Source organism: Acinetobacter sp. YH16042 (genome assembly GCF_013417245.1).
GTDB lineage: Bacteria > Pseudomonadota > Gammaproteobacteria > Pseudomonadales > Moraxellaceae > Acinetobacter > Acinetobacter amyesii.
This window is the reverse complement of the sequence record NZ_VPEJ01000002.1, coordinates 90,651-111,483: the sequence shown is the minus strand read 5'-3', so window position 1 is coordinate 111,483 and position 20,833 is coordinate 90,651. Positions and strand designations below refer to the sequence as shown.

The window sequence follows — 20,833 nt, the reverse complement described above, 5'->3', positions numbered from 1 at the left end:
CGACTAAAGACTCCGAAATTAAACTTGTAAATTGCTAGAATAGACACAATCTATATAAGTAGTACCTTGCCGTTTATCCACGACATTTATCCACGGTGCTATAAGGAGTTTTCACATGATGTTGGCAGATCCAAGCAAAAAATACCGTCGCATGTACCAACGTGTAGACTTACCAGACCGTCAATGGCCAAATAACGAAATCAATAAAGCGCCGATCTGGATGAGTACCGACCTTCGTGACGGTAACCAAGCGATCTTCGAGCCAATGAACATTGAACAAAAGTTCAAAATGTTCCAAATGCTTGTGAAAATTGGTTTCAAACACATTGAAATCGGCTTCCCTTCTGCATCACAAATCGACTTTGATTTCACTCGTTTGTTGATCGAAGGCGGTCATATTCCTGATGATGTGTACATCGAAGTTTTGGTTCAAGCACGTGATCATTTGATTCAACGTACATTTGAATCATTACAAGGTGCAAAACGTGCCATCGTGCATATCTACAACTCAAATTCTCCAACCTTCCGCAATAAAGTGTTGAATGTTGATGTTGCTGGTGCAAAACAATTAGCGATTAATGCTGCAACGAAAGTCAAAGAATATGCTGCAAAACAGCCTGAAACTGAATTTGTATTCCAATACAGTCCAGAGTGTTTTACTGCAACAGAATTAGAAGTGGCTAAAGATGTCTGTGATGCGGTCACTGAAATTTGGGAAGCATCTCCAGAGAACAAAGTGATTTTAAACTTGCCTGCAACGGTTGAAGTTTCAGGTCCGAACGTCTATGCAGACCAAGTGGAATGGATGCACCGTAACATTCAACGCCGTGACGGTGTGATTATTTCTGTGCACTGTCATAACGACCGTGGCTGTGGTATTGCCGCTTCTGAGTTGGCCATTATGGCTGGTGCTGACCGCGTCGAAGGTTGTGTGTTTGGTAACGGTGAACGTACAGGTAACGTGGACGTTGCAGCGATTGCATTGAACATGTATACCCAAGGTGTTGCGCCAAACTTAGATTTCTCAAACATCAACGAAATCATTTCAATCATTGAAGAATGTACAGGCTTGCCGGTACACCCTCGTCATCCGTATGCTGGTGATTTGGTCTTCACCGCGTTCTCTGGCTCACACCAAGATGCCATTAAAAAAGGTTTCGAGTTCCAAAAGAACGAAGAAATGTGGGATATGCCTTATTTGCCAATCGACCCGAAAGACTTGGGCCGCGACTATGATGCGGTGATCCGTGTCAACTCACAGTCTGGTAAAGGCGGTATTGCGTACTTGTTAGAATCAAATTACAACGTGGTGTTGCCTCGCCGTATTCAAATTGAGTTCTCGCAAATCGTACAGCAAAAAACAGATGAAGACGGTACCGAGATTTCTGCGCAAGCGATCTGGTCATTGTTTAAAGACACCTATGTGGCGGCCAAAGATACGCATTATGCGGCGAAAAACTACCGCTTACATGATGAAAATGGCAAACAAGTCATTGAGCTTGATGTCGAAGTGAACGGTGAGATCCAGCAATTGCGCGGTGAAGGCAACGGCCCAATCTCTGCCATCTTAAATGCCTTGCAGTTGCCGATTGATGTCTTGAACTATGAAGAACGCAGCATCAGTTCAGGCGCGCATGCCAAAGCCTTGGCGTTGATTGAGCTTCAAGTGAAAGGCACAGGCAAGTCTGCATTCGGCGCAGGTGTACATGACAATATCGTTACTGCATCCATCGAAGCGATTATTGCCAGCACTAACCGTTTAATTGAACAAGGTGTTTTGAGTACTGAACAAGTGATTGCTGCTGCAGTCTAATTCAATGCTATAAATATCAAATAGCAATAAAATGACTTTAGAAGGATACCCTCAAGTGGTATCCTTTTATTATTCATACTAAAGATTTAAGGCGAATTATTCCTGTGTCTTTTCCAGCTGACTCAGTGGGCTTAGTTACCCCACAAAAGTTTATTTTTGAAGAGCCGTTAGAGCTCGAATGCGATCGCATACTCCCACGTTTTGAGCTCATGGTTGAAACTTATGGCGAACTGAATGCAGACAAATCCAATGCAATTTTGATTTGTCATGCACTGTCAGGCCATCACCATGCAGCAGGTTATCATCATGAAGATGACCGTAAGCCGGGTTGGTGGGACGCATGTATTGGACCAGGCAAAGCCATTGATACGTCAAAATTCTTTGTCGTAGCACTAAATAATATTGGCGGCTGTAGCGGCTCTACTGGACCGACCTCTCCAAATCCTGAAAATGACAATCGCCCTTATGGTCCTGATTTCCCATTAGTGACTGTCCGTGACTGGGTCAAAACCCAAGCCATGTTGTCTGATCGTTTAGAAATTCAGCAGTGGTATGCGGTGATTGGCGGCTCTTTAGGGGGCATGCAAGCTCTACAATGGTCTGTGGACTATCCAGATCGTTTACAAAAGTGCGTGATTATTGCCAGCACACCTAAACTGTCTGCGCAAAACATTGCCTTTAACGAAGTGGCACGTCAGTCGATTTTGTCTGACCCAGATTTCCATGATGGTCGCTATTTAGAAAATGACAGTTATCCTAAGCGTGGTTTGATCTTGGCCCGTATGGTCGGTCATATCACTTACCTCTCTGAAGAGGCCATGAAACAAAAATTTGGCCGTGACTTAAAGTCAGGTAAATTTATGTATGGCTTTGACGTCGAATTCCAAGTCGAAAGTTATTTGCGTTATCAAGGTGAGCAATTTAGCCGTAACTTTGATGCCAATACCTATTTGATCATGACCAAGGCTTTAGATTATTTCGATCCATCACGTGAATATGAGCAATCATTAAAAACCGCGATGTCTAAAACCAAGTGTCAATTTTTAGTTGTTTCATTTACAACGGACTGGCGTTTTACCCCTGCTCGTTCGCAAGAAATTGTAGATGCATTAATTAGTAATCATAAGCCTGTGAGCTATGTGGATATTGATGCTGAACAAGGTCATGACTCTTTCTTGTTCCCGATTCCGTTATATGTGAAAAGCTTACGTGCATTCCTAGGCGGTGTAAAACACCTGCAAGAAACACCGAAGGAGACCAACTAATGCGTATTGATCATCAACTTGCTGAACGTTGGATTAAACCAGATTCAAGCGTACTCGATTTAGGTTGTGGTGACGGTGAACTGCTTGCACATATGAGCAAAAAGCACAATATTCGTGCATATGGCTTAGAAATTGATCAAGAAAAGATTGCAATTGCGGTCAGTCGCGGGTTAAATATCATCCAACAGGACTTGAACTTAGGTTTAAGTCGCTTTGCCGACCAGTCTTTTGACTATGTGGTTATGGCACAAGCCTTGCAAGCTGTAGATGCACCAGACGTTCTTTTAAGAGACATGGTGCGTGTGGGGAAACAGGCCATTATCACCTTTCCAAACTTTGCACATTGGAAGACTCGTTCTTTCCTTGCATTAAAAGGAATGATGCCTGTTTCAGACGCGTTACCCTATATGTGGTATAACACGCCCAATATTCATTTATGTACTTTCCGTGATTTTGAAGCGCTGTGTGCTGAAAATAACATCCGGATTATTAACCGACTTGCCGTGAATGGGGATCAACAAGATAGTTTACTGAGTAAACGTCTCCCAAATCTATTTGGTGAAGTCGCAATTTATCGAGTGAGCGCTCTATGAAAAAATTATTATTAAGCACGACGCTACTGATTGGACTTTTTAGCATACAAGCCCATGCGGATTATGTTGCTCCATCATCTTCAGTTTCTAGCCAAGCTGCACAATATTCAATTATGGATATTCACAGCTTAAGTAAAGCTGCTAAAGCAGGTCAGCCCGGTGCTCAGTTTTACTTAGGCACTAAATATCAACAAGGTAAAGACGTTGCCAAAGATGAACGTCAAGCTTTTGCATGGTATAAGGCTGCTGCTGATCAAGGTTTATCTGCAGCACAGCTTAATGTAGGTCGTATGCTTGCAGATGGCATTGGGACTAAAAAAGATGAAGCGCTTGCTCGTCAATATTTCGAAAAAGCAGCCAGCCGTGGTGATAACCGCGCAAGCTTTAACTTAGCCATGATGGAAGAGCAAAAGAAAAACTACATGGGTGCATACCAATGGTATGAGCTTTCTACCCGTGATGGCATGCTCGACAACAAAGTGATTAGCTTGTCTGAAGGTAAGAAAACGGCATTGGCAGCCAACTTAAGCCAAGACCAAATTCGTCAAGCACGTGACCGTGCAGACAAATGGATTCAAGCGCAATAAGTTTTTGAATCTTAAAAAGCACCTTCGGGTGCTTTTTTATTGCCTGTCAACCACAGCATCTTGTTAAAATAGCCTCAAATCTTGTTTTATGGTGAATATTCACATGGCTTCAACTGATTGGTTATCTCAAGGCACTTTGGTGCTTGCAAGTAATAACAAAGGCAAAATTGCAGAATTTGAAAAAATGTTTGCGGAACTGAATTTGCCTGTTGAAGTGATTCCTCAAGGTCAGTTGAACATTGAAGATGCCATTGAAGACGGTCTAAGCTTTGTTGAAAATGCCATTATCAAAGCGCGTCACGCATCGAAAATTTCAGGCAAGCCAGCCATTGCAGATGATTCTGGCATTTGCGTTCCTGTACTCGGTGGCGCACCAGGGATTTACTCTGCGCGCTATGCAGGTGAACATGGCAATGATGCCGCTAACAATGCCAAGTTGCTTGCTGACCTCAAACCGCTCCGCAAAGAGGGTGAAGCCATCGAAGGTATGTTTGTATGTGTCTTGGCTTTGGTCCAACATGCTGAAGACCCACTCCCACAAATTTTCCAAGGGATTTGGCGCGGTGAAGTGATGGAAGCAGCACGTGGTGAAAATGGCTTTGGCTATGACCCACTGTTTTGGCTGCCTGAACTGAATGTTTCTAGTGCTGAATTATCAAAAGAAGAAAAAAATAAAATTAGCCATCGTGGTCAAGCGATGAAATTATTTAAAGCAAGTTTGAAATAATTTGAATTGGAGTTAATCTTAATGCCAAAGATTAACTCCAATCCCTGAATAAAAATAGAATAATTATGGCACTTCAACCAATACAGATCATATGCAACGCTTGCAATCACACTTCAACTGAAATCCCAACACGCTCTTTTCTTGGTTTTCAAAAAATAAGCTGCTCTCATTGCCATGTGCAACTGACCTACCCGCTCACCTCAGGCTTTCGTACCACTTACGCTATTTTTACAGTGTTTATCATACTGTCGATCATGCTTAATTTGTCGCAAGGTCAGATTGGATTTCCAGGCCTGATAGGTATCGCGATGATATATGCCCTCGTGCGAGATTGGCAGATTCGCAAACAGCTCAAGTAATCACTGTTTTAGGCATTTATAATTAACTTTTCATTTTAAAGCGAAAAAAGATGCAAAATTAACCCATAAAAACTGACGACGATACAGCTCATAATCGTGCCTGAAGCAATATAACGTGCCGAAGTGCCTGTTCCTTGATAATGCGTTTCTAAAGCCACAATATTGGCTGCAGGGGGTAAGCAGAACAGCATGAACATCACCCCAATATATTTCTCGATCTGAGGAATCGGAAGAAAGGCATAACTCAAACTACAGATCACCGCGCCAACGGTGAGTTTCATCGCATAAATACGACTACTGTTCATCAGATCACGCCACTGTACCTTAGTTTGGCGCAGCCACATGCCTAAGACGCACATCCCTGTGAAACTCATTCCAATTTTTGCAGCTTGATAGAGCCAATCTAAGATCTGATGTTCTTCTAAATGCTGCAGTCCAACTATTCGACAGACGCCTGCAATCATCAAGGCAAATACAGGGGGAGACATCGCCACTTTTTGCATCACGCTCGACCATGGTAATTGGGCTGAACTGACGGCTGTCACGGCCCACATATTGCCAAAGATAGAGCCACCGACATACAGAGCCACCATCGCTGCACTAATTTCAGGGCCAAACAGTGCTAAGGCAAAAGGAAAACCCAGCCAAGCCAAGTTCAAATAACTGACACACAAGGCACGTAAACTATCTTTTAACAGCCAGCGAAATACATAAAACATCAACACGGCAACACTAAAGCTAAAGAGCATGAGCGCTAAACTGCCTGCTTGATAGAACACCATGTTGTAGATGATTACAGCTGGAATAAAACAGCGTGCAAGTAAGCTAGAGAAAATCGATTTGAGCGATGCGGTTCCTGATAATGATGCCAATCCGAGGCCACTTAAAAAACCCAATATCGGAAGAAGAAACGCCACTACACCACCCTCACTGCTCAATCCATGCATAGTAACACTGAACATAAGCTTCGCGGCTGTCTTTAAACTGCAACATCTTGGTCACTTCACTGTCATCTACAACTGCTGAAATGTTGTGCAAACCAACAAGAGGATAACAAGATGGCTGGACTATCGATTTGGCATGTACTGATTTTTGCAATTGTGGTGATTTTACTCTTTGGTACATCAAAACTAAAAAACTTGGGCAAAGATGTCGGCGGCGCGGTCAAAGATTTCAAAAAATCGATGCGTGATGAAGACGCAGCAAATACGCAGCTTAATGAGCCTCGCACGCTAGAGCATGAAGCTCAAAATAAAACCAACTCCTCAGTTCAAAGCTAAGGAGTTGTCATAATGCTTAATATTGGTATTAGCGAATTACTGGTGTTCAGCATTATTGCGCTGATCGTACTCGGCCCAGAAAAACTGCCTGAAGGTATCCGCTTTGCAGGTAAATGGTACGGGAAAGTTAAACGACTGATCACTAACGTGCAAACTGACATTGATCGTGAACTTCGCATGTCCGAACTTCGTGAAGAAATGCAAAAAGAAATGCAACGTATTCAACAGCTCGAAGCGCGTATGCAAGCGCAGATGAATGAATTGCAACAAACGCAACACCCCATAGAACAGACTGCGCAAAAACAACAAGAAGCCGTCCTACCTGACAATAAAAATTTATCCCCACGTTATCAATACATCGAACGTGCTCAGATCACGATCTTTGCCGTGGCTACACCCCAAATGAAAATAAAGCACGAAATTAAAACAGATCAATCTGCTGCATTAAGCTCGACCGATGCATTAGCAGAATATCAGGTGGCCGTATGACAGATCTTTCACTGAATAATTCACAGAACACTGTACCTGTTTTGGAAGAAATGCCGATCACCAAACATTTGGTGATTTTGCGTCGGCATTTGATCAAAATTACAGGGCTCATTTTGATTCTGTTCTTTTGTTTATTGCCCTTTGCCAATCAAAGCTATCAATTGATGTCAGAGCCTCTGCGTGCGCAGTTGCCGATGAACTCATCCATGATCGCAACGGATGTGACCGCCACCTTTATGGCGCCGTTTAAGCTAAATTTCTTTGTCGCGCTTATGCTCGCGATGCCCTTCGTGATTTATCAACTTTGGGCCTTCATCAAACCTGCACTGTATGAAAAAGAGCGGCATTTGGCGATGCCCTTATTATTTGGCAGCATCATCCTTTTCTATGTCGGTATTGCCTTTGCCTATTGGGTTGCCCTGCCGTCCATCCTACATTTTTTTATGAGTGTTTCGCCTGAAACGGTCGCCCCGATGACGGACATCAATAGTTATTTAAGTTTTTGCTTAAAGATTTTTTTGGTGTTTGGGCTGACCTTTGAAATTCCCATCATCACGCTAATTTTGATTTTGATCGGGGTGGTGTCTACTCAAACCTTGGTGGAGAAGCGTCGTTTTATTATCGTCGGCTGTTTTTTTGTCGCCATGTTTGCCACTCCACCCGATGCGCTTTCGATGATCATGTTGGCCATTCCCATGTGGATGCTGTTCGAGCTAGGTTTATTTTTTGGCAAGCTGATTGAAAAACGACGTGCATCTGCAACTTAAATAGACATATGTTTCGACAATTTTGGTGAGTTTTACACCTAAGAGGCTGAGATAGCCTCTTTTTTTATGCGCCCATCTTAATGTTTTGCAATTTTCACGCCGTGAAAGCCAAACGCCTATTTCATCAGTTTGCAACATTAGCTTCAAAGCATTGTCATATTTTATCGATAGTTTTATGTGATCAACTTTTACCCAGCACACCTTTGCCAGGATTTAAATTCATGACAAACATGCCATATAACGAAGATCAAGAACTTGATAACAACACTTCGGATAACCTTCATTTTCGTGACATTTTAGAACAGCGCATCAGCCGTCGTAGCTTGATTACCAAGACTGCGAGTGGAGCAGTCGCACTTGCATTGGCATCTTCATTAACGGGGTGTAATGATGACAATGACTCAGATTCAAATAGCAATACCAAACCACCAGTTACCGATCCAAATCAAAAACCGACCAAGTTCAATTTCACACCAGTGAAAAAGAATTTAGACGACATCGTGACCGTTCCTGAAGGCTATCAAGCGCATGTGCTATATGCGATGGGTGACTCGATTAACCCTGCATACCCAGCGTGGGATGATAACAATGTTCCTTCTGGCCCGAGCTTCCAATTCCGCTCTGGTGACTGCCATGACGGTATGAGCTTCTTTGGTTTAAATACCACCTCTGGACGTTATGATGCCAAACAGTCTGACCAAGGTTTGTTGGTGATGAACCATGAATATATCAATCCAACCTTCCTGCACCCGCAGGGCCCAACCAAAGTAGATGGTCGTCGCCCTGAGGATGAAGTTATCCGTGAAGTCAATGCACACGGTGTTTCTGTCATTCAAATTGAAAAAGACAGCAATACTCAAGCCGTTAAACTGGTACAAAACTCTCCATTTAACCGTCGTATTACCGCATCGACCGTAATGGACTTTAAAGGCCCTGTTGCAGGCTCAAGCTTAGTTTGCACGAAATTTTCAACCAATGGCCAGCAAACCCGTGGTACACACAACAACTGCGGTAATGGCTATACCCCTTGGGGCACTTACCTGACAACAGAAGAAAACTTCATTGGTTACTTCGCTCGTGCAAAAGAAGATGATGCCAAACGTAGTCCTGCTGAAATTGTGGCACTCAACCGTTATGGCCTAAAAGCGGGTGCGAACTCGCGCTATGGTTGGGAAACAGCGATTGGAAGTAATGAGTCTCAAGATTTATATGACCGTTGGTCGGCGAATGTTACCGGTACTCAGGCAGCAGAAGATTATCGTAATGGTCCAAACACCTTTGGTTGGATTGTCGAAATCGATCCATTTGACCGCCGTGAAAACCCCGTAAAACGTACTGCACTGGGTCGCTTTGCACATGAAGACTGCCGTGCAAGTCGCTTACGTGAAGATGACAACCTCGCATTTTACATGGGTGATGACTCACGCGGTGAATACATCTATAAATTTGTATCCGACCAAAAATGGAATAAAAAAGATGTCAACGGTGGCTATGCTGCAGGTGACAAATACATGAACAACGGTAAGTTATACGTTGCCAAATTTAACAATGACGGCAAAGGTCAATGGATTGAATTGAGCTATAACGTCAATGGTTTAAACCAAAGCAACAGCGTTTATCCGTTTAGCTCACAAGCAGATGTTCTGACCTTCGCACGTCTTGCCGCAGATGCTGTCGGTGCTACCAAAATGGACCGTCCTGAATGGGTCGCTGTACATCCAGACAATGGTGAAGTCTATGTGACCCTCACCAATAACTCGAACCGTGGTACAGCACATGCACTTGATGCAGCCAACCCTCGTAACTACACCGACCCTGAAGGTGGTAAAGGCAACGTCAACGGTCATATTATCCGTTTCCGTGAAGATGGTGATACAACCACAGCACTCAGCTTTACTTGGGATATCTACCTGTTTGGTGCTGAAGCAAAAATGGCGAGCAACATTAACTTATCTGGTCTAAATGACAACAATGACTTGTCTTCACCCGATGGGATGTGGTTCGACCCACGTGGTGTGTTATGGATTCAAACCGATGACGGTGCTTATACCGATACCACCAACTGTATGATGCTTGCTGCGCTTCCGGGTCAAGTCGGTGATGGCACAAAAGCCACGACCTCATCGGGTCAAGAAACCATTGTGGGGGCAAAACTGAATGATGAAAACTTACGTCGCTTCCTGACTGGACCTAAAGAATGTGAAATCACAGGTGTGACGATGACACCTGACTACAAAGCGATTTTTATCAATGTGCAACATCCCGGTGAAGATTCAGCATCCTATTCTGAACCGACCAGCCACTGGCCTGCATCACAAACCAATGCAGCAGCGACTTCACGTCCTCGCTCAGCGACCGTAGTCATCACCCGTAAAGATGGTGGGGTGATTGCTGGCGAAGCGGTAGAACAAGCTCAGCCAACACAAAAAACCGCATAAAACACCTTTAAAAAATAAGCCGACGAATCGTCGGCTTTTTTTATACCTTTAAATGCACTTGTATCTGGGTGATCTGTCCTTGTTGCTCACCCTGCTGCTGTTTTTCCTGCCAATGCCACTGTGAATCCCGCATACACAATAAATTTGAACAGCGGGTGCCATACACCGGACTTTGAATAAAGGTTGAAGACAGCAAATGTTCCATTTCCGCCTGAATCCCAGTATTGGGTAACAATGATGGAATGATTTTACGTTCATCTTCCAAAATATCCCACGCAGCAGCGTCTATATCCGCCTGTGGTTGCTGGCTTTGTAGCATCGGCAAAAATTCTTGAGTGAAACGTTTGCGTAAATGTCGGGTCTTTTCCCAATGTTCAGTCATTAAACCATTAGATGTGACATACACCCCTTTGGCTAAGACTTGTGGTGCTTCACCGCGATTACTCATATAAACGGCTTGAGTGGCATCGCCAACGAATAAATTAAAGCCAGCATAATTACATTGGATTTGTTCCAGTGCTTGCGCAAACCGAATGGGCGTTTGCTCAGATTCTAAAAATTGCTGAATCAAAGCGCCACGTGAAGTGGGATATGTGGTCTGATCACGACCATCACGAAAATTGGTCACAATCGCCCAACGCCCTTGAGCGGTTATCCCCATCCATGTTCCACCAGACTGTAAGTCCTGCCCTGCAATAATCGGACTATCTACCCATTGCTTTAGGCCTGCCGTCGGTCGATGATAAAACTCATCACGATTCGAAATCAGGCAGAGTGGCATGTCATCCAAGACCTGCCAAGCAAAAGCCACAATGCACATATTCAACTCTCAATATCTTTACACATTGAATGTACAACATTTTTCAGCACATTCAGCTAAAATCTGTGCAAAACATAATGACAAGGAACAGCAATGCTGACATATCCAAATATCGACCCTGTGGCGATATCACTGGGGCCACTACAAGTTCACTGGTATGGTCTGATGTATTTATTGGCCTTTTTATTTGCATGGGGCTTGGCAACCTACCGTGCAAAACAACGTGACGGCTGGAACGCAGAAATGGTCTCAGACCTGATTTTCTACGGTGCATTGGGTGTCGTGATTGGTGGACGCTTTGGCTATGTCTTCTTTTATGGTTTCGATCAGTTCCTTGCCAACCCATTGTGGCTATTCCAAGTTTGGACAGGCGGCATGAGCTTCCATGGCGGTTTCCTTGGGGTCATGATTGCCATGTTAGTGTGGTGCAAGAAATATAAAATGACTTGGTTCCAGACCCTCGACTTTATCGCACCCTGCGTTCCAACAGGCTTAATGTTTGGTCGTATTGGGAACTTTATTGGTGGCGAGCTATATGGTCGTGCAGTGACTGACCCAAATTTTGCTTTCGGCATGATCTTCCCGACCGATCCACTTCAGTTGGTGCGCCATCCGTCGCAACTCTATCAAGCACTCTGTGAAGGTTTAATTCTGTTTATCGTGCTGTGGTGGTTTAGTTCAAAACCTCGTCCACGTTATGCCGTTTCAGCCTTGTTCCTCATCGGATATGGTATCGCACGCTTCACCGTTGAATTCTTCCGTGAGCCGGACAATGGTCAACTCTTCATTGGATGGATGAGTAAAGGTCAGTTCCTGACAGTTCCGATGATTCTGATTGGCCTATGGATGATGTGGTATGCCTACCAGAAAAAAATCTATGACTGGGGTCCACAAAAAAATCATTAATATTTTATAATTGTCTTTAAGCAAGCGAGGTCTAAGCCTCGCTTTTTTATGCGCTGAAATTTATCCCTTCATACGTATTTACTGCACATGAAGTGACTGAATTAGACAACCGATCTGTGCTACAGTTTATTCAGCTTATTTTTAAACTATCGATCCATGCTTGAATTTTGGTTTAACCCCAGCGTTTCTGTACTTAAAAAAATCTTGTTTTTTATTGCGATGGTCGTACTGACCGGTGTTCTGTATTGGATGGAACCCCTAACACTTCAAGCCATTCTAATGTTCATGGGTACAGGCGTCATTTTCCTGATTTGTCGTTATTGCAAGATTCATTTTGCAGCAAAAAACCCAACAGGTTTGCTCTATCGTTTATTGACGTGGATACCGATTGCACTGCTGTTGGCATTGGTTTTTATCAACATGAATAAGGGTGAAATTTTGATTCCGGGTGCTCAAGGCATTGGCTTTATGGCTTTGGCGATCTGCCTGCTCTCCCCGATTTCACTGCTGAATAAAAACGAGAACACTTCGCCCGAAGGTAAAGTTTAAATGCTGACGTTTTGGTACTCTGAGCGCTGTAACCGACAAATCAAGCTCATCATTTGTATCAGTACCTGTGTGCTTATTTTTCTATGCGCTGAACAAAAACAACTAGATCCCCGCTTTGCGGGCTTAAGTTTAGCCATTGGTTTGATGATTGATCTACTTTATAAGCTAAGAATAAACAAACTGAAAACACTGTCTCCGTCATTAAAATGCGGTTTGGCTAGTTTGCCCATTTTATGTTTAGTGTGCTTAATTTATTTTCTACCCAATGAGCAACGCTGGATTTTAGCGCTGCAATGTATGGGCTTTGCGGCAATTGGATTATTTATCGTCTCGATCTACAGTCAGCGTGCAAAAAGGTTTGAAGACTAACCTTTTTGCAGCCATGGGCTGTTAATCCGCTAAGCGGTAATAGCTGTATTTCACATTTGGAGTTCGATAGACCGCATAACCCGCTTGACGATAATCAGACACCCAATCCTTACCTGAATATGCTGCGATATGACCATAACGGCTACTTTGATTGCGGTCGATAATATAAATATCGCCTTTCTTTGGTCGATCAAACGCTAAATTAATTTTTTGATAACCAATTTTTTGTAATGTGCTGCCCCAATCTGCTGCGGCAACGGGGTGACCGTTAAAACGTGCCCCTGCGGACTCAAGTGCTAAACGAACACTGCGGGCACATTTCTGAGTACTTCTTTGGCGGGTAATGCCTTGTAAAAATCCAGTCAAACGATCGATATCGATACGCTGACCATTGCGGGATACCACATTTTTAGTCGCTGCTTTTTGAGTGGTATTGGACTTGCCCGTATTTTTACTCGCCTGAGAACGAATTATGATATTTGCCTGAACTGGAGCATGCACTTCACTCAAGTTTACATTGTGATCATAAGCCATTCTTTAACCCACACTCCCGCCTGTATTTAGGCATTCAAAAATTTTAACGAGGGTGATAGTACCGCGTAAATTATGTTTTTTCATGTAAAAAATGTAAGATTTCTTAAACAAATCTTCACATTTAAATACGATCGTCTATTTTTAATTCAATTGGATTTATTTTTGATATCAAACTCTTAATCAAAAATAGCAGCCCAAAACCACCTCTTTAAAATGAGAAAAATCACGTGTATTTTTTTAATCAAACTTATCTGTATTTTTTTCAACGCTGCGAATGTAACATCGCTCAATATATAAACAATAGAGCTTAAGTTTTCTAATTTCATTCTTGATTTAACAGACATATTGTCTCGTTAACACTTGATGTAATTGTTATAAATAGGCGTCTTCAGCCCAGACAACTCAGCGCTTGTTGCCTGCAAAATTTGGTCATCACCCAATAAACACCGTATGTTTTGGATTTTTTAAACCTGACTATATTCAAGCGCCCATCACAGTTCCTTCCACACGCAAAACAAGCTAATATGTGCCACAAGAAATTTAGCAAATTATGAGAGAGACATGCGCCAGTATTTAGACCTTTTACAACACATTCTCGACAACGGCGGCGACAAGGGCGACCGTACGGGTACGGGAACACGTTCTGTATTTGGTCATCAAATGCGCTTCGATCTTTCTCAAGGTTTCCCTTTACTCACCACCAAGAAAGTTCATTTCCGCTCTATCGTGATTGAACTGTTGTGGTTCCTTAAAGGCGATACCAATGTTCAATATTTGCAAGACAACAAAGTCTCGATTTGGGATGAATGGTCTACAGCAGAACAAACTGCGCGTTTTGGTCGTCCTGCTGGCGAATTAGGTCCTGTTTACGGTCATCAATGGCGTAATTTCGGTGCAACCAAAAAAGCCGATGGCCTATATGAACAAGATGGTTTTGACCAAATTAAATGGTTGGTCAATGAAATCAAAACCAATCCTAACTCTCGTCGTCTAATCGTGTCTGGTTGGAACCCAAATGAGGCAGGTAATGTTGCATTGCCACCATGCCATACCTTGTTCCAATTTTTTGTCCAAAACGGAAAATTATCCTGCCAATTATATCAACGCAGTGCTGACGTTTTTTTGGGTGTGCCGTTTAACATTGCCAGCTATGCCCTGTTAACACACATGATTGCGCAAGTTTGTGGTCTAGGTGTAGGCGACTTCGTTTGGACCGGTGGGGATACACATTTATATGCCAACCATTTCGAACAAGCGCAGTTGCAATTGACACGTGAACCAATGGGTCTGTGCCAATTAAAACTCAATCCTGAAATTACCGATCTTTTCGATTTTAAATTTGAAGATATTGAAATCGTAGGTTATGAATCACATCCTGCGATTAAAGCCCCTGTTGCGGTTTAATTTTTAGAAATCCCAAGTGAAAAGCAAAATCCCGCTTTACCTCAAGCGGGATTTTGCATTCTAATAGACGGCAAATAATTCGGCTATTTGAGTTCAAACTATGGCATTTCAAAATTTAGAAATCGTGCACGTTGTCGCTATGGATCAGCAGCGCTGCATTGGTAAAGGTAATGATTTGCCGTGGCATATTTCTGCCGATTTACAGCACTTTAAAGCCATCACCCAAGGTGGTGTGGTGGTTATGGGACGCAAAACCTTAGAGTCTATGGGACGTACCCTTCCGAAGCGTGTCAATTGGGTAATTACACGAGATAACACTTGGTCATTTGAAGGCACCAAAGTCGCATATAGTATCGACGAGGCATTAACGCAAGCTGTTGCTGATGTTGCAAGTTCAGAAAAACCAACGAGTTTGTTTATTATTGGTGGTGGTGAAATTTTTAAGCAAACCATCGGCATTGCAGACCGTTTAGAACTCACGCATGTTGAACTGGATGTTCAAGGTGATGCGCATTATCCTGAAATTCCTGCGGACTTTCAAAAAGTGGCGTCAGAACAACATATCGACGACAAAACTGGGATTGCTTTTGAGTTCGCAACTTACCGAAAATAAAGAAAAATCTTAAGCTAAAAGAAAAATATGCAACAGAGTGACCAACAAGCAATGTTCAAAAAAATAGGGCGAAGTATTCTTCATGCTCTATTTAGTGTGTTTGTCCTCTGTTCTTCGATTTGGCTCTGTGCCGCCTTGTGGATACAGCAACCGGCAGGCTGGTTAGGCAGCCGCATTATCATTGGAATCTGGATTGCTTTTGCCCTGAGCATTTTAGGCATCTATATTACCCAACACTTTTTTAGCCGTCGTAAAGATGTCTTAATTTATATTATGGGCTTTATTTGCGGTCTATTTTGGTATTTTGGCATGGAAGCGCGTCAAGATCGTGAATGGAATCCTGAAGTAGCTGAAATTCTACATTATGAAAAGCAAGGTAATCTCGTCACCTTACACAATGTGCGTAATTTCGACTGGCATGCCGATGGTAGCTATACCCCGCGTTGGGAAACTCGCCAATATGACCTGAGTCAAATCAATGGCGTCAACATTATTACCTCGTATTGGATGGGGCCGAAAATTGCCCATACTCTGGTCAGTTTTGATTTTGCTGACCGACCACCGCTGACGTTTTCGATTGAAATTCGCAAAGAGAAAAATGAAGAATTCTCTGCGATTGGTGGTTTTTTCCGTAAATATGAACTGAGCCTCATTGCATCAGATGAAAAAGATATTATCTATACCCGCAGCAATACACGCGGAGAACAGGTCTATTTCTTCCCCGTAAACATGCCAAAATCTGAAATGCAGGCGCTGTTTATTGAATATCTACATAAAGCCGATGAACTGCAGACTCAACCCAAATGGTACAACACACTCACTAGTAATTGTACAACACTGGTATTTGACATGATTCAAGCGGTTTCCAAACATCAACTTCCAACCGATTACCGCTTATTTGCATCCGGTTATTTGCCGAATTATTTGCATGACCTTCATGCCATAGACCAAAATTGGGATATGAAAACATGGTATCAAAAAGCCCATGTTAACCCCCGCGTCTCTCAAATTAAGCAACTGAGCAGTGAACAATATTCGAAGTTAATCCGACAAGGTTTGCCGCATTCACAGTCTAATCCAAGCGCCAATCAATTGTAATTCTTAAATATTGATACAAATATGGCTAGCTTATCTGTGCGATATTTGCTTAGATAATTGAAATGCTTCCACGGGGAAATTCCGATGCTAAAACAAATATTTGTTGCTGCAACTTTGGTTTCAACTTTAGTGGTGACAGGCTGTGAAAGCATGCCTGCACAAGACAACACCATAACTGAAAATTTAAACCTATTACAAAACCGTACTTGGATTGCCACTCAGATTGGCAACACCCCAATCAAAACAGCACCCAATGCGCATAATATTCCAAGCATTCAATTCGATGCGGCTTCAAAACGTGTCTCAGGTGCAGATGGCTGTAATCGTATCATGGGCGGCTATAATGCTGGCAAAGACACCATAACGTTTGGCCCGATTGCTGCGACACAGATGGCTTGTCTCAATAACAATGGGCTAGAGCGACAGTACCATTCAGCACTCGAAAAGGTAACGCATTATCAAGTTTTTGGAAAAACCTTGAAATTGCTAGACCGTCACGGCAATTTATTAATTCAATATGAAAGCGCTGTTCAACCGCGTTAAATCGTTAAAAAAGTCTGCTTCGGCAGACTTTTTTATTCACTGTTCAGTCATGCCAGAGACATTTAATGCACATAAACTTGTGATTAGTATACAGACGCACATTGCAGTTTTTAGCTATAACCCCATATTAAACATCAGGGAACAAGATAGGATTTCACTATGCAACAAGCGGTATTTGGTGGTGGATGCTTTTGGTGTGTAGAAGCAGTTTTTCTACAACTTCAGGGCGTGCAAACAGTTGTCAGTGGTTATGCAGGGGGAATTACTCAGCATCCAAGCTATGAGCAAATCTGTGAGGGAAATACCCAACATGCAGAAGTCATTCAGATCAATTTTGATGACAGCCAAATCAGTTTTAGCCAATTGCTGGATGTATTTTTCGCAACCCACGATCCCACTACGCTGAACCGTCAAGGCAATGATGTCGGTACACAGTATCGCTCAGTGATTTTCTATCAAGACGAATCACAAAAGCAAATCGCTGAACAACGTATTGAAGAATTAAAAGCTGAAGGCATCAATATCGTGACTGAACTCAGTCCAATGCCGACCTTCTACCCTGCCGAAGAATATCATCAGAACTTCTTTGCGCGTAACCCAAACCAAGGCTACTGTAATTTTTCAATACCACCTAAACTCATGAAATTACGTAGCAAATTTCAAGACCTACTCAAATCTGAGTGATCTATTTGTACGACATTTTTTCAAAATAGAGACATAAAAAAAAGCGACATTTCAGTCGCTTTTTTTTAGCTATCTTTACTCAGTGCTTAGTTATCACTGGCAAAGGCGATATCGCTGAGTCCGGCTCCACTCGCACGCGACATCACTTGCGCAACTGTGTCATAACGTGATTCTTTATCGGCTTTTAAGACCAATGCAGGTTTACGCTCTTGCTGACCAGCTGTATTTAGACGACTTTCTAAATCTTCGAGCGTCACAATATCACCATTCCAAGCGATATCACCCGCTGAGTTAATACTGATGGTTACGCTTTCAGGCGGCAGATCAATCACTTCTGCAGTCGTTTGTGGCAAGGTTAATGGAATTGATGGGTTGGCAACAGTCGCAGTCACCAAGAAGATGATCATCAATACCAACATAATATCGATGAGCGGAATGAGGTTCATCTCATTCATGCCAGCATCGTTGTCTTCACCCAATTGAAAAGCCATTAAGCTTGACCTCCAGCTAAACTTTGCTGTGCAGTTTTCACGTCTTCTTTCTTCGCTGCAGATTCTTGTTGCAACATAGTATCAATCAATAAACCATGCGCTTGATCTTGCAATTCATTCGACAGTGTACGGTTAAAACGAACACAGATGTTATAAGCCAATACCGCAGGAATCGCCACAGCCAAACCAAGACCGGTCATGATCAAAGCTTCACCGACTGGAGTTGCCACTTGCGCTAAACCCGCTTGACCGCTTTTACCCACTGCTACAAGGGCATGGAAAATACCCCACACTGTACCGAACAAACCTACGAACGGTGCAATTGAAGCAATCGTACCCAATACAGATACGCCTTTTTCAGCATTAGCTTTTTCTACCGAAATTTGACGTAGTAATGCTTGTTCAGCCACAGCCTTACGTTGTTCAAAAGCTAAAGGAGCAAATTTCGCTTTCAGTTTGCTTAGTGCATCTGCAAGGTGGTTATACGCCACTTGTTTGAGCTGACGTGTGCCCATAATACGAAGAACGAAGATCGTCCAAGTCGCAATCGACATTGCAAGTAACACGAAATACAGTGTTTTGCTGACTGCATCTGCATGTTGCCAATAAACTGAAAAGTTCATATTCGAACTCCTAATGGGTTAGCCGGAATCTTAATTAAGTTTAAAGTTGAATGGTTGATCAACTCGCGTCGGAGTTGCCACACCATTATCAATATATTTGGATAAACGTGCACGCTTCACTGCAGCAGTCACTTTACGGTTTACAGCAGCGCCACAAGTCGAGTTTTTAATCGTTGCTGATTCGACTTTACCTTCAGCACTTGCTGCAATCGCAACTTCAACTGTACACGACGCTTTTAATTCACCATCTTCAAATTGAACATTCGGTTTCTTAATCCAACTGACACCATTACCAATGCTCACAGTTTTAGGTGTCGGTGGCGCAGGTGGTGCTGGAGGCGCAGGTGGTGGTGCAACAGGTGCCGGAGGTGTTGGTTCAACACGAACGACTTTCGTTTCAGAAACCACAGTTGAAACAACGGGTGTTGGTGGTACGTTTTTGACCGCTTCAACAGTTGGTTTCGGCGCATCTTTCTTTTTCACCTGTTCCACTTTTTCCACTTTCTTCGGTGGAGGTGGTAAAGGCTTATCTACAATTTTAACTTCTTTTGGCTTTGGTGGCTCTTTCTTCGGTTCTGGTTTTGGCTTCGGAGGTTCTGGTTTTTTCTCTTCAACAATCTTCACAAAGCGAACTTTAATCGGATCTTTTTCGATCGGTTTAAGTTCTGGTGCTTTCATATTGCTGACCGCCCACAATACCCCCATATGCCCTACCACAACAGCGAGAAGCGCAGTAATGATTTTCTTTTTCATCGGGTTAGGTGATTGCATCATTGGAGCGGGAGATTGACTCATTAAACTCAGTTACCTTGAAGAAGCGATTGCATTTATTTTGTCAAAAATACAATCATGCTCATCGGTTAGCACAATTAAAGTACGGCAATAATAAATGAGAAGTGTTTTCATTTGCAACTATTAATTCGTCAGTTTTAATGACTTTTTTTAATCATAATATAAAAAAGGCATACCTAAAGTATGCCCTTTTATTCAAAAATTTATCTCGTTTTATTGAAATACAACAGTTTTATTACCATCGACAATAATACGATCTTCAAGATGCCATTTGACTGCACGTGCGAGTACATTACGCTCTACGTCCTGACCTAACTCACGTAATTGTTCAACAGTAAAGTCGTGACTTACACGCTCTACGTCTTGCTCAATAATCGGACCTTGGTCAAGATCCGCAGTCACATAGTGTGCTGTCGCACCAATCAGTTTCACGCCTTTTTCATGCGCTTGTTTATATGGGTTCGCACCAACAAAGGCTGGGAGGAATGAATGGTGAATGTTGATCACTTTCATTTCCCATTTTTGAACAAATTCTTCGTCTAAAATTTGCATATAACGAGCAAGAACGAGTAAATCATTGCCTTGCATCAATTGATCAATTTGCTCATAAGCTTCACGTTTATTTTCTTTGTTCACAGGAACAACTTCAAACGGAATACCGAAATTTTCTACAGATTCACGTAAAGCATCGTGGTTAGACACGACTTTGGTGATTTCACATGGCAAACCACCACGTGCATGACGCCACAACAGTTCAAGCAATGCATGGTCAACTTTAGACACCAAGATACCGACTTTCTTCACATCACTGACTAAAGCTAAACGCCAGTGCATGTTGTAACGCTCAGCAACATTGCTCGCAAATGTTTGAGTTAGACTTTCTTTACGGCTTTGTAGATTGTCCAATTCGAACTCAACACGCATGAAGTATCGCCCCCCTTGAGCTTCAGTCGCGTATTGATCAAGTGCGGTAATATTTGCTCCCTGATGATACAAAAAGCTCGATACAGCTTGCACAATCCCTGGTTTATCTTCACAGGTAATGAGTAAGCGTGCTGTGTTAGCGGTCGACATATTCATGTTGGTTTA

At 42.7% G+C, this 20,833-nt stretch carries 24 protein-coding genes; 17 read left to right on the top strand and 7 right to left on the bottom strand.

The window, feature by feature from the left end:
- Window positions 1–115 precede the first annotated feature (115 nt).
- The 5 genes from leuA (at window position 116) to rdgB (ending at window position 4,985) form a co-directional block, all read left to right on the top strand.
- Window positions 116–1,813: a 2-isopropylmalate synthase gene (leuA, locus tag FTV37_RS02085; RefSeq protein WP_111884051.1), complete on the top strand. Its 1,698-nt coding sequence runs from the start codon at window positions 116–118 to the stop codon at window positions 1,811–1,813.
- A 104-nt stretch (window positions 1,814–1,917) separates the two neighbouring features.
- Window positions 1,918–3,078: a homoserine O-acetyltransferase gene (locus FTV37_RS02080; protein ID WP_168377871.1), complete on the top strand. Its 1,161-nt coding sequence runs from the start codon at window positions 1,918–1,920 to the stop codon at window positions 3,076–3,078.
- Entirely contained in the window at window positions 3,078–3,671 is a 594-nt protein-coding gene (metW, locus tag FTV37_RS02075) for a methionine biosynthesis protein MetW (RefSeq protein WP_067763682.1), read from the top strand. Before FTV37_RS02080 ends, metW begins: the two co-directional genes overlap by 1 nt.
- Window positions 3,668–4,258 carry a tetratricopeptide repeat protein gene (locus FTV37_RS02070; protein ID WP_078189669.1) on the top strand — a complete coding sequence of 197 codons (591 nt, stop codon included), beginning with the start codon at window positions 3,668–3,670 and terminating at the stop codon, window positions 4,256–4,258. Before metW ends, FTV37_RS02070 begins: the two co-directional genes overlap by 4 nt.
- Window positions 4,259–4,361: 103 nt before the next feature.
- Window positions 4,362–4,985, top strand: a complete 624-nt coding sequence (gene rdgB / locus FTV37_RS02065; protein ID WP_078192870.1) for an RdgB/HAM1 family non-canonical purine NTP pyrophosphatase — start codon at window positions 4,362–4,364, stop codon at window positions 4,983–4,985.
- A gap of 394 nt (window positions 4,986–5,379) precedes the next feature.
- On the opposite strand, the gene FTV37_RS02060 is transcribed toward rdgB, so the two are convergent.
- Entirely contained in the window at window positions 5,380–6,261 is an 882-nt protein-coding gene (locus FTV37_RS02060) for a permease (RefSeq protein ID WP_180062980.1), read from the bottom strand.
- A 141-nt stretch (window positions 6,262–6,402) separates the two neighbouring features.
- On the opposite strand from FTV37_RS02060, the gene tatA reads away from it, so the two are divergent.
- From tatA to FTV37_RS02040, 4 genes are all read left to right on the top strand, one after another.
- The gene (tatA, locus tag FTV37_RS02055; protein ID WP_078189673.1) at window positions 6,403–6,624 is read left to right on the top strand and encodes a Sec-independent protein translocase subunit TatA; all 222 of its coding nucleotides are present in this window, start codon (window positions 6,403–6,405) and stop codon (window positions 6,622–6,624) included.
- A gap of 12 nt (window positions 6,625–6,636) precedes the next feature.
- On the top strand, window positions 6,637–7,113 hold the full coding sequence (tatB, locus tag FTV37_RS02050) for a Sec-independent protein translocase protein TatB (RefSeq protein WP_180062935.1): 477 nt from the start codon (window positions 6,637–6,639) through the stop codon (window positions 7,111–7,113).
- A complete protein-coding gene (gene tatC, locus FTV37_RS02045; protein ID WP_180062934.1) occupies window positions 7,110–7,880 on the top strand; it encodes a twin-arginine translocase subunit TatC in 771 nt (256 codons plus the stop codon). Before tatB ends, tatC begins: the two co-directional genes overlap by 4 nt.
- 221 nt (window positions 7,881–8,101) lie before the next feature.
- Window positions 8,102–10,318 (top strand): PhoX family phosphatase, encoded by a 2,217-nt coding sequence (locus FTV37_RS02040; RefSeq protein ID WP_180062933.1) that lies wholly within the window; start codon window positions 8,102–8,104, stop codon window positions 10,316–10,318.
- 40 nt (window positions 10,319–10,358) lie between these two features.
- Here FTV37_RS02040 and FTV37_RS02035 read toward each other — a convergent pair whose 3' ends face one another.
- On the bottom strand, window positions 10,359–11,138 hold the full coding sequence (locus FTV37_RS02035) for an NRDE family protein (RefSeq protein ID WP_218946139.1): 780 nt from the start codon (window positions 11,136–11,138) through the stop codon (window positions 10,359–10,361).
- A 93-nt stretch (window positions 11,139–11,231) separates the two neighbouring features.
- On the opposite strand from FTV37_RS02035, the gene lgt reads away from it, so the two are divergent.
- The 3 genes from lgt (at window position 11,232) to FTV37_RS02020 (ending at window position 12,962) form a co-directional block, all read left to right on the top strand.
- Window positions 11,232–12,044 (top strand): prolipoprotein diacylglyceryl transferase, encoded by an 813-nt coding sequence (gene lgt, locus FTV37_RS02030; protein WP_180010199.1) that lies wholly within the window; start codon window positions 11,232–11,234, stop codon window positions 12,042–12,044.
- A 156-nt stretch (window positions 12,045–12,200) separates the two neighbouring features.
- Window positions 12,201–12,593, top strand: a complete 393-nt coding sequence (locus FTV37_RS02025) for a hypothetical protein (protein WP_180062932.1) — start codon at window positions 12,201–12,203, stop codon at window positions 12,591–12,593.
- The gene (locus tag FTV37_RS02020) at window positions 12,594–12,962 is read left to right on the top strand and encodes a hypothetical protein (RefSeq protein ID WP_180062931.1); all 369 of its coding nucleotides are present in this window, start codon (window positions 12,594–12,596) and stop codon (window positions 12,960–12,962) included.
- A gap of 21 nt (window positions 12,963–12,983) precedes the next feature.
- On the opposite strand, the gene FTV37_RS02015 is transcribed toward FTV37_RS02020, so the two are convergent.
- Window positions 12,984–13,496, bottom strand: coding sequence for a peptidoglycan amidohydrolase family protein (locus tag FTV37_RS02015; protein WP_168377881.1), 513 nt, complete (start codon window positions 13,494–13,496; stop codon window positions 12,984–12,986).
- A gap of 561 nt (window positions 13,497–14,057) precedes the next feature.
- Between FTV37_RS02015 and thyA the strand changes: the two genes are divergently transcribed.
- From thyA to msrA, 5 genes are all read left to right on the top strand, one after another.
- Window positions 14,058–14,900, top strand: a complete 843-nt coding sequence (thyA, locus tag FTV37_RS02010) for a thymidylate synthase (protein WP_078189681.1) — start codon at window positions 14,058–14,060, stop codon at window positions 14,898–14,900.
- A gap of 100 nt (window positions 14,901–15,000) precedes the next feature.
- On the top strand, window positions 15,001–15,513 hold the full coding sequence (locus FTV37_RS02005) for a dihydrofolate reductase (protein ID WP_180010197.1): 513 nt from the start codon (window positions 15,001–15,003) through the stop codon (window positions 15,511–15,513).
- Between the two features lie 27 nt (window positions 15,514–15,540).
- Complete coding sequence (locus FTV37_RS02000; RefSeq protein WP_180062930.1) at window positions 15,541–16,611, top strand: DUF4105 domain-containing protein; 1,071 nt, start codon at window positions 15,541–15,543, stop codon at window positions 16,609–16,611.
- Between the two features lie 84 nt (window positions 16,612–16,695).
- Window positions 16,696–17,154: an META domain-containing protein gene (locus FTV37_RS01995; protein WP_180062929.1), complete on the top strand. Its 459-nt coding sequence runs from the start codon at window positions 16,696–16,698 to the stop codon at window positions 17,152–17,154.
- A 159-nt stretch (window positions 17,155–17,313) separates the two neighbouring features.
- Window positions 17,314–17,838: a peptide-methionine (S)-S-oxide reductase MsrA gene (gene msrA / locus FTV37_RS01990; RefSeq protein ID WP_180010195.1), complete on the top strand. Its 525-nt coding sequence runs from the start codon at window positions 17,314–17,316 to the stop codon at window positions 17,836–17,838.
- Between the two features lie 86 nt (window positions 17,839–17,924).
- On the opposite strand, the gene FTV37_RS01985 is transcribed toward msrA, so the two are convergent.
- The 4 genes from FTV37_RS01985 to purU form a co-directional block, all read right to left on the bottom strand.
- A complete protein-coding gene (locus FTV37_RS01985) occupies window positions 17,925–18,329 on the bottom strand; it encodes a biopolymer transporter ExbD (protein ID WP_078189686.1) in 405 nt (134 codons plus the stop codon).
- Window positions 18,329–18,952, bottom strand: a complete 624-nt coding sequence (locus tag FTV37_RS01980) for a MotA/TolQ/ExbB proton channel family protein (RefSeq protein ID WP_078192725.1) — start codon at window positions 18,950–18,952, stop codon at window positions 18,329–18,331. Before FTV37_RS01980 ends, FTV37_RS01985 begins: the two co-directional genes overlap by 1 nt.
- 30 nt (window positions 18,953–18,982) lie before the next feature.
- Window positions 18,983–19,747, bottom strand: coding sequence for a TonB family protein (locus FTV37_RS01975; protein WP_111884065.1), 765 nt, complete (start codon window positions 19,745–19,747; stop codon window positions 18,983–18,985).
- 210 nt (window positions 19,748–19,957) lie between these two features.
- On the bottom strand, window positions 19,958–20,824 hold the full coding sequence (gene purU, locus FTV37_RS01970; protein ID WP_078192727.1) for a formyltetrahydrofolate deformylase: 867 nt from the start codon (window positions 20,822–20,824) through the stop codon (window positions 19,958–19,960).
- Window positions 20,825–20,833: the final 9 nt, after the last annotated feature.